This window comes from Acetobacter sp. AN02, assembly GCF_029759835.1.
Lineage (GTDB): Bacteria > Pseudomonadota > Alphaproteobacteria > Acetobacterales > Acetobacteraceae > Acetobacter.
Genome location: NZ_JAJJND010000114.1, coordinates 1 through 6,129 on the forward strand (window position 1 = coordinate 1; position 6,129 = coordinate 6,129).

Here is a 6,129-nt window from a genome sequence, read left to right on the forward strand (position 1 = left end):
TCCACAGGTCTCCGTAAAGACCAGCGTTGAATCACGTCCAAGCCAGTCTGAGAAGATCTTTTGTCAACAGAACCTAAACATCAGAGACGCCCGCAGCCCGCGCCAGGGTGGCCATGGACGTGCCGTCATAGCCACATGCCATGAAGACTGACCGCGCACTACCGAGTATCTGTTCCTTTTTCCCGGTCACATCCGCTCTATCCATTGCAGAATACTCTGTTTCTGGCTTGATGATCGAGAAGTAGCGATACTATGGCAAAAATTACGCCACCGTCCCCTCATTTCTCGACAAGTTTTTCCTGAGAGTCCGGGTAGCGGGCACCCTGGATCTTGATAAGGGCCGAAGCATCCTCGATCATCCGGACGTCGTCCGCCGACAGTTCGACAGTCACGGAACCTATGTTTTCCTCCAGTCGATCCAGTCTGGTCGTGCCCGGGATCGGTACGATCCACGGTTTGCGGGCCAGAAGCCACGCCAGAGCGATCTGTGCCGGCGTTACGCCTTTCTCCACGGCGAAACGCTTGATAAGATCGAGCAGAGCCTCATTGGATTTACGGTTCTCTGTGGTGAAGCGCGGCACCGTATTACGGAAATCCGAACTGTCGAATTTCGTGTTCACGTCGATCGCGCCCGTGAGGAATCCCTTACCGAGAGGGCTAAAGGGAACAAGACCAATACCCAGTTCCTCAAGGACCGGAAGGATGGCCTCTTCCGGATGCCTCCACCACAGCGAGTATTCGCTTTGCAGGGCTGATACCGGCTGCACGGCGTGCGCGCGCCGGATCGTCTCGACACCGGCTTCCGACAGGCCAAAATACTTCACCTTACCTGCCTGAATAAGATCTCGGACTGCGCCGGCGACATCTTCAATCGGAACTTCAGGGTCGACGCGATGCTGATAGTAAAGGTCGATTGCCTCGACACGCAGACGCCGCAGCGAGCCTTCGACAACGGTGCGGATATGCTCCGGACGGCTATCAAGCGCAGTCCAGCGGCTACCGTCTCCCGGTGCCGCTTTCCAACCGAACTTGGTGGCAAGCACCACATTGTCACGGAACGGCTCCACTGCCTCGCCCAGCAGTTCTTCGTTGACCAAAGGACCATAGACCTCGGCCGTGTCGAAAAAGGTCACGCCGCGCTCATACGCAGCGCGAATGAGCGCGATCATCTCGCCCTTGTCTTTGGGCTGACCATAAGACCAGCTCATACCCATGCAGCCAAGTCCCAGAGCGGAGACTTCGAGTCCCTGACCAAGTACACGTCTCTTCATGATCGTCCCCATTCGTGCATGAGCAAGGCAGTATGCCGTCAGGCGACCAGACGCGCCGTAACTTCCGCGACCCGCCGCCCGAGATGCTCAGCGGTCTTGAGATCGCCAGCGGGAGGCGTCACATCCGGTGACGCATTATCCGACTGAGCCGCAGCACCAAGCCAGATTCCCAGACGGTTCAGTTCATCATTGCCACCGTTGCCCGGCAAAAGATCAAGATTGACCCACACCATCCCGTGCTGGGCGGCAAACATCGCCAGCGAGACCAGCGTCCCGAGTTTGTCTCCGCTCAAAGCCCCAGAATTGGTGAAACCCGCTGCGACCTTGCCGCGCCATTTGAGCTGAGACCATACAGGCCGCGTCGTACTCTCGAAGAAACGCTTCAGTTTCCATCCGAGTGCGCCGTTATAGGTCGGTGAACCGAGAATGATGGCATCACTGTCGTTCAGGGCTTCGAGATCGACCACGCCATCATCTTCAACCTTGAAAAGAGTGACTTCGGCCCCTTCTACAGAACGAGCACCCGTAGCGACAGCATCTGCCATTTTGGCCGTATGACCATAATTACTCTCGAAAACGATAGCTATTTTCATAATTTTTCTTCCAGAAAAGACGATTGATGTCGTTATGCGCCGCGTTTGGCGAAGACGTCTTTGAAAACCGGGAGGGCCGACATCGCATTGGGCCACCCCGCGTAAAAAGCGAGGTGGGTAACGACTTCGGAAGCCTGCTCACGCGTCAGCCCATTGTCCATCGCGCGCGTCAGATGGAACGTGATCTGTGCGGCCTGGCCCGCCGTCACGAGTGCTGCCACGGTCACAAGGCTTCGGTCACGCGGGGCAAGGCCAGGCCGCAGCCAGAGGTCACGGAACAGAAATCTGGTTGTGTAGTCGACCAGACCAGGCGCGACTGCCTCGAACTGTTCACCGACAGTTTTCGTCCGCTGCGCTTCGGCAGGCTCTTCGAGCGGCAGAAACTGGTCCGGAATTTCAGCCGGCAACTGATCCGCCGAGATACCACGCGCGGCAAAAACGGCTCCCATCGCGGGCGTAGCCGACAAAGCGTTTGCCCAACCTGCATAGTAGGCAAGCTGGAGAACGGTTTCGGACAACTCGGAAGGCGTAACGCCGTTATTAAGCGCATGATCGGTGTAGAGTCCGAGGCCGGCGACCTGGCCACGCGTGATCAATGCCGCGATCGAAATCAAACTGCGGTCGCGAAAGCTTAAACCAGGACGGGTCCAGACCTCTTTGAGCCGGTCAACCGTGTGGGCTTCCAGAGCCGGAGATACCGAACTGACCAGTTCGGGGGAGAAAGGGCGGCTTGCCGCCTGTGTATCGGCCATCAGTCGTTCTTTCCTGTATTTAAGGCTGTGTCTGTGATGAATGGCTCAATGAGCTGTAAAGCCGCCGTCAACCGGCAAAGCGACGCCGATAACGAAGCTCGCGCCCGGACTACATAGCCACAAGACAGCGTCAGCCACCTCATCAGCGCGACCGAGACGGCCAATTGGCTGCTGCTTCAGAATTTCAGCCATAGCAGCCGACTGACCTTTCAACATGTCAGCCACCATCGGTGTCTCGATGGTCCCCGGACAGACCGCGTTGATGCGGATGCCGCGCGGGGCATATTCGACCCCGGCACTTCTCGTCATACCAATCACCGCATGCTTGCTGCCATGGTAGGCGGCGCGTTGAGGAAGACCGACGAGACCACCAAGCGAAGAGTTATTGACGATCGCTCCCGAGCCCTGTTGCCGCATCACCCGGAGTTCATGCTTCATGCAGGCCCAGACGCCACGCTGGTTGACGGCGGTCACGCGCTCAAAGTTTTCCAGCGTCTCATCAGCCGCATCCGACGGCGGGATCTGTATACCGGCATTGTTGAACGCCATGTCGAGCTGACCGAACTCCTTGACAATACGGTCGATGGTTTCTGCAACCTGGCCCTCATCGGTGACATCGCACGTCATGCAAGTCGCCTTATATCCCTCGGAGACGAGGCGTGCGGCTTCCTGTCGGACAAGATCTCCATCCACGTCGGACAGTACAACGGTTGCTCCGCTTTCCGCAAAAGCCCGCGCAGTAACAAGACCCATCCCCATCGCAGCGCCGGTGACAAAAGCCACCTGCCCGGTGAAGTCATAGACGGGATTGCGAGCCTGGATATGTTGGAAGGTCATGGCTTCACCATCACCTTGAGCGCTTCCCGGTCGTTCATCGCGCGGTAGCCTTCGGGCACTTCATCAAGCCCTACGGTTCGATCGAAGACCCGGCCGGGCTGGATGCGCCCCTCCATCACATCGGGCAACAGTTCGTCGATATAGGCACGAACCGGCGCGGGGCCTCCGCCAACAGTCACATTGCCGAAAAACATCTGTTGTGCATCCGGTACCGCATCATAGTGGGGAACACCGACGCGGCCGATCGCACCGCCGGCACGAACGATCCCCATGGATGTGGCGATGGCCTGCTCCGTGCCAACACATTCCAGAACAGACTGCACCCCATACCCACCGGTCAGCGAACGCACACGTTCAATGGCTTCCGCTCCGCGCTCGCTGACCACATCAGTCGCCCCGAACTGCTTCGCCAGTTCGATCCGGTCCGGGTGGCGACCCAGCATGATGATCTGCTCGGCCCCGAGCCGTCTGGCGGCAATGACCCCGCAGATACCGACTGCCCCGTCCCCCACAACCGCAACGCTGCGTCCAGGTGCGACGCGCGCAACAACCGCGGCATGATGACCTGTGCCCATAACGTCCGAGAGTGTCAGGAGCGACGGCATCAGTGCGTCATCCTCATTCACTGGCAACGGATAGAGCGTACCATCGGCGCAGGGAATACGCAGGGCTTCGGCCTGGGCTCCTCCCGCATCGCCACCAACGCCGAAAAATCCGCCATGGGTGCAGGCCGTTTGCAATCCATCTTCGCAGAACAGACAGGAGCCATCCGAAAATGCGAACGGCATGATGACAACCTGTCCTCGTTTGATGGTCTGTACTGCGCTGCCAACATCCACGACAACGCCAATGGCTTCATGCCCCATCTGCTGCCCGTCCTTGTTCGGGCCGCCGTTGTAGGGCCATAGATCGCTTCCGCAGATACAGGCACGTGTAATGCGGATCACGGCATCGGTCGGCTTTCTGATCGCAGCATCTGGAACGCTTTCAATCCGAACGTCGTGTGCCTTATGCATGACGGTTGCGCGCATGATTATCCTCGTTGTTCTGAGCGCTGACGACGACCTACTCGGATTTGGGGAGACATGCCTCTCGACCGGCCATCGCGCCTTGAGCCACCGTGTATCGATCGCCCGCGGGCTGGATATGAGCGGCGGCGTTTGCAATTTCCTGCCGGTCCGCGTCTGTGAGAGTGATATCTGTTGCCGCCAGGTTTTCTTCCAGACGTGAGAGCCGTGTTGTACCGGGGATTGGCACAATCCATTGCCGTTGCGCCAGAAGCCAGGCAAGCGCGATCTGGGCCGGAGTAGCGCCCTTGGCAGAAGCGACCTGTTTCAGGAGATCGACGAAGGCCAGATTTTTCTCGATGGCCTCGGGAGAAAATCGGGGAACGCCGTGCCGGAGATCGCCTTGGGCAAAAACCGTGTCTTTGCTGATGGCCCCTGTCAGGAACCCTCTGCCCAATGGGCTGAATGGAACAAAACCAATACCCAGTTCTTCACAGGCATCGAGAACTCCATTCGTCTCCGGCGCCCTCCACCAGAGGGAGTATTCGTTCTGCACGGCGGTAACGGGCAGAACGGCATGCGCGCGACGAAGCGTTTGCAGTCCCGGTTCTGAAAGACCGAAATGCTTGACCTTGCCCTGTACAATCAACTCCTTCACGACACCGGCGACGTCCTCGATCGGCACACTCGGATCGACCCGGTGCTGATAGAGAAGATCGATTGCCTCCACCCCAAGCCGCTTCAATGAGCCTTCGACCGCCTGACGGATATGCTCTGGCCGACTGCTGAGGCCCCGGATTTTCTGTGATTGAGGGTCGATGTCGAAACCGAATTTGGTAGCAATGATGACATGGTCGCGTATGGGACGAAGTGCTTCACCGACGACATCCTCATTGGTAAAGGGGCCATAAACCTCGGCTGTGTCGAAAAAAGTCACTCCGCGATCTGCCGCAGCCCGAATCAGCTTCACTCCTTCAGCTTTCGACAGTTGTGTCGAATAACTTGCACTGATTCCCATACACCCAAGTCCCAGAGCTGAGACCATTAGGCCATTACTGCCGAGCTCGCGCTGTTGCATCGCGTATCTCCTTTTAGAATCAGATGCTGTGGCTTCAATAGAAAAACAGATATTTTTGACCACTGTAGATGAAGTCATGACTATTTGCGTAATGCATTAATTTCATTACCTCAAACAGAAATATATACTTCCATTTCTACTGAATTTTGATGATTCTAATCGATATCACCTCATTTGATTAGATACCCAATTCTGAATGGGCTTATGAACAAAATTCAGCAACGACACAATTCGACTATGTGTCGTCATCTGCTCTGCCCCTTGAGACGCCCCCAGAAAAACCTGAGGATTCTCGTATTATCTTCCAATAAAATATAGAAGAATAGGCATCAATTTGAGAAAAGTATAAAAAGATAAATTACAAGACCGTCAAATAAGTCTCTGATCTTTATAAATATTTTTTTTGTAAAGAAACATAGCAGTTATCCAGATCTGGTTAGCGAACATTATCTTTAGAGCTGTTCATACTCCTAGCCAGTTCACCGCTATCCGGCCATGAAGTGTTGAAAACCAATGACGTGCCCCCTTTTTTGTATCCACTCAAAAGGAGAGTTCCCGTTTTTTATGGCTTGGGGTTGATGGGATGACAAG

At 56.1% G+C, this 6,129-nt stretch carries 7 protein-coding genes; all 7 read right to left on the reverse strand.

All coding sequences use genetic code 11. From position 1 onward, the window contains the following. Nucleotides 1–73: 73 nt before the first annotated feature. Nucleotides 74–205: a TetR/AcrR family transcriptional regulator gene (locus tag LOC54_RS10895; RefSeq protein WP_279313837.1), complete on the reverse strand. Its 132-nt coding sequence runs from the start codon at nucleotides 203–205 to the stop codon at nucleotides 74–76. A 73-nt stretch (nucleotides 206–278) separates the two neighbouring features. Then, complete coding sequence (locus LOC54_RS10900) at nucleotides 279–1,271, reverse strand: aldo/keto reductase (RefSeq protein ID WP_279313838.1); 993 nt, start codon at nucleotides 1,269–1,271, stop codon at nucleotides 279–281. 38 nt (nucleotides 1,272–1,309) lie between these two features. Beyond that, complete coding sequence (locus tag LOC54_RS10905; protein WP_279313839.1) at nucleotides 1,310–1,864, reverse strand: flavodoxin family protein; 555 nt, start codon at nucleotides 1,862–1,864, stop codon at nucleotides 1,310–1,312. A gap of 32 nt (nucleotides 1,865–1,896) precedes the next feature. After that, nucleotides 1,897–2,616, reverse strand: coding sequence for a carboxymuconolactone decarboxylase family protein (locus LOC54_RS10910; protein WP_279313840.1), 720 nt, complete (start codon nucleotides 2,614–2,616; stop codon nucleotides 1,897–1,899). A gap of 45 nt (nucleotides 2,617–2,661) precedes the next feature. Further along, the gene (locus LOC54_RS10915; RefSeq protein ID WP_279313841.1) at nucleotides 2,662–3,453 is read right to left on the reverse strand and encodes an SDR family NAD(P)-dependent oxidoreductase; all 792 of its coding nucleotides are present in this window, start codon (nucleotides 3,451–3,453) and stop codon (nucleotides 2,662–2,664) included. Beyond that, a complete protein-coding gene (locus LOC54_RS10920; protein ID WP_279313842.1) occupies nucleotides 3,450–4,484 on the reverse strand; it encodes a zinc-dependent alcohol dehydrogenase family protein in 1,035 nt (344 codons plus the stop codon). Before LOC54_RS10920 ends, LOC54_RS10915 begins: the two co-directional genes overlap by 4 nt. A gap of 34 nt (nucleotides 4,485–4,518) precedes the next feature. Beyond that, nucleotides 4,519–5,538, reverse strand: coding sequence for an aldo/keto reductase (locus LOC54_RS10925; RefSeq protein WP_279313843.1), 1,020 nt, complete (start codon nucleotides 5,536–5,538; stop codon nucleotides 4,519–4,521). Nucleotides 5,539–6,129 lie beyond the last annotated feature (591 nt).